Annotated in this window: 3 protein-coding genes; 1 reads left to right on the top strand and 2 read right to left on the bottom strand. The window is 63.0% G+C overall.

Translation table 11 applies throughout. The features are described from left to right. Positions 1 to 28: 28 nt before the first annotated feature. Together NKI54_RS36125 and NKI54_RS36130 are read right to left on the bottom strand one after the other, a co-directional pair. Complete coding sequence (locus tag NKI54_RS36125) at positions 29 to 2,098, bottom strand: recombinase family protein (RefSeq protein ID WP_352694610.1); 2,070 nt, start codon at positions 2,096 to 2,098, stop codon at positions 29 to 31. Next, positions 2,085 to 2,273 carry a hypothetical protein gene (locus tag NKI54_RS36130; protein WP_128178386.1) on the bottom strand — a complete coding sequence of 63 codons (189 nt, stop codon included), beginning with the start codon at positions 2,271 to 2,273 and terminating at the stop codon, positions 2,085 to 2,087. Before NKI54_RS36130 ends, NKI54_RS36125 begins: the two co-directional genes overlap by 14 nt. Between NKI54_RS36130 and NKI54_RS36135 the strand changes: the two genes are divergently transcribed. Next, positions 2,272 to 2,586: hypothetical protein (locus tag NKI54_RS36135; protein WP_352694612.1), on the top strand; the 315-nt coding region annotated here is incomplete at its 3' end. The two genes, NKI54_RS36130 and NKI54_RS36135, sit on opposite strands and share 2 nt — an antisense overlap.

The following is a 2,586-nucleotide window of genomic DNA, read 5'->3' on the forward strand; positions in this document are numbered from 1 at the left end:
GAAGACCGATTCATTATGCACCTCCTTTTCAAATGGCGGAAAACAGCGATTCCTGGTTGTCGTCGTGGATGCGATGCGGAGTATTGCGCGCCAAATCGGCCTTGATCCGTTCGTCTTCGAGGTCGCTGGCGCGGATCTGGTAGGGTGCGCCGCGCATGACCTGCTCGGCAGGCAAGAGGCCATCCCTGATGAACCGGCGGATTTTGACGTGCGAGACTCCAAGCCGGGCGGCCGCGTCCGACATGGTGAGCCACTCGCCATTCTTGTCGGAAGAGCGATAGCCGCTGATCTTGTGCACCGTGCGCAGCGATTGGACGCGACGCGCGGTCCAGGTCTTTCCCTGACCGGTCTGCATGCCCATGCGGTTGAGTGTGGCAGCGATTTCGGCATCCGACCATCGGGTTGCCATGGATCGCATGATCGCCAGAGCCTCCTCAGGCGTACGCTGGCCATGCTCTCCGGATTTGGGCTTGCGAACCCGTACCTGCGAGTGCTGGCCTCCGTGCCAGTGGATGGTCAAGATCACGTCGCGCGCATCGTCATCGACATCCGCCACGATGTCCTTGATGAGCGCGCGCAGCAGTTGCTGACGACAGCGCATGTCGACACCCGGCGCGTTCCAGGTGGCCTCGAGATTCTGGGCGAGGCCCGTGAAGTCCGGAACCGCGTCGACAGCCTCCACACGCTGGACTTCGCTCAGCCGGGCCTCGCAGGTCTCCACGCGCCTGAGCGTGGCTTCCCAACTCCTCTCAAGCTGGGCCGCAATGAGCCGGTTCTCCGGGTCGCACGCGGCATAGCGGCGCTCGGCGAGCGATGCTTCATAGCGCGCCTGCTGCAGGTCCATCTCGATCATCTGCCGCCGCCTGGCTTCGCTCTCCAGCTGCATCTGTTCAGCCTCCAACGCCGCCTCGATCGCCATCGGCGCAACCGCCTCCAAGGCTTCGCGGGTCACCGCCGCATCGGTTCGAAAGCCGTTGAACGACATGCATCGCGCCTGCGCCATCATGGTGTTGCCGCGCTCGCAACGATAGACCGGATAACCTTGGCCACGTCCGGCATACGTGACAACCAGTCTTCGCCCGCATCGACCACAGGAGAGAAGACCCGGAAGCAGCGCGCGACCGCCGCGGCCCGACTTGACGCCGCCGGCTTTGCCATAGGCGTTGGCCGCGAGCAGTTCCTGGTTCCGTTCGTACTCGCTCCATCCAATATAGCCTTCGTGATGCTCCTTGAGCACCACCGCCCACTCGCTAGCCGGCTTGTAATGGCCATAGCTCTTGCGAACGCGGCCATCGACGATCTCAGTGCGCTTCTCGCTCTTACCATAGACATAGGCGCCGGCGTAGAATGGGTTCTTCAGGATCGAGATCACGTTGCGGTAGCGGATCGGAACCCAGTCGAAGGACACCATCTTCTTGCCGTCGGAGGGTCTGGGGAAATGCACGTCATCGTCGATCATCGAGATCAGGACCTGGCGCGCACTGCCGAGTTCGCGGAAGCGCGCGAATATCAGGCGAATGGTCTCCTGCAGGCGCATGTCGGGATCGAACCCGAGACCGTAATCGCGGTGCCAGACATAGCCGAAAGGCACGGAGATGCGCAGTTCCCCGCGCTGTGCCTTGGCGCGGGCGGCCTCGTACATGCGGGCACGCAGCACGCCGAGCTCGAACTCGCTGATGCTGCCCTTCATACCGAGCAGCAGGCGGTCGTTCGGCAATCCCGGATCGTAGACTCCGTCCAGATCGATCACGCGTGCATCAACTTCGCCGCACAACTCGAGCAGCCGATGCCAGTCCGGCCCGTTGCGCGACAGGCGGGACGCCTCCAGGCAAAGCACGGCGCCCACATGGCCGGTGCACAGATCGTCGACCAGGCGCTCGAAACCGGGACGCTCCACAGCCCCGCTTGCGGTTCGTCCCAGATCCTCGTCGATCACCTCTACTTTGCGGAATCCCCAGCGCCGCGCGACGTCGACAAGCTCATATTGCCGACGTTGGCTCTCAAGGTTGAGCTGGACCTGCGCCTGAGTGGACTGACGCACATAGACGACAGCCTTGCGCTTGAGGACGGCAGTCGGAATCAGATTACCGCTCGTCATCGCAGCTCTCCTCCTCCGTTGCCACGCCGGCGGCGGCCATCAATACGTTGGCGAGCCGGGCGATCACTATGGTCCGTTGCGCTGAACTCAGCCCGTTCAGCTTCTGCGAGTCGAGCGGCAAGCTGAGTTGGCGAACGACCACGAGAGATCGTGTCGGTGGTGGCAGGGTTCTCATGTTGCGCCTCCGCGATGGTGAAACCATCCGGACAGCCTCGCCGGAAACGGCGTTCGATCAAGAGCTTGTGAAGCTCAAGCAGCGCGGCAAGCGATACGCGCGGGGAGCCCAGGTCCATCGCCGCGCAAGCCACGGGATCGATCATCCAGGCCGGAGCGGTAATGACATGCCCGGGCGCGACGACGAGATGAATGATCCGGCCGTTGGCGCGCTCTTCGCTGTTCTCGCAGCGAAGCCGATGTCCGAAATACGGGTGCCAACGGTAATGGACCTCGACCTCCTGCCCAACATGGGCAGAATGACCCCGAGATGG

The organism is Mesorhizobium sp. M0663, assembly GCF_040320585.1.
Taxonomy (GTDB): Bacteria; Pseudomonadota; Alphaproteobacteria; order Rhizobiales; family Rhizobiaceae; genus Mesorhizobium.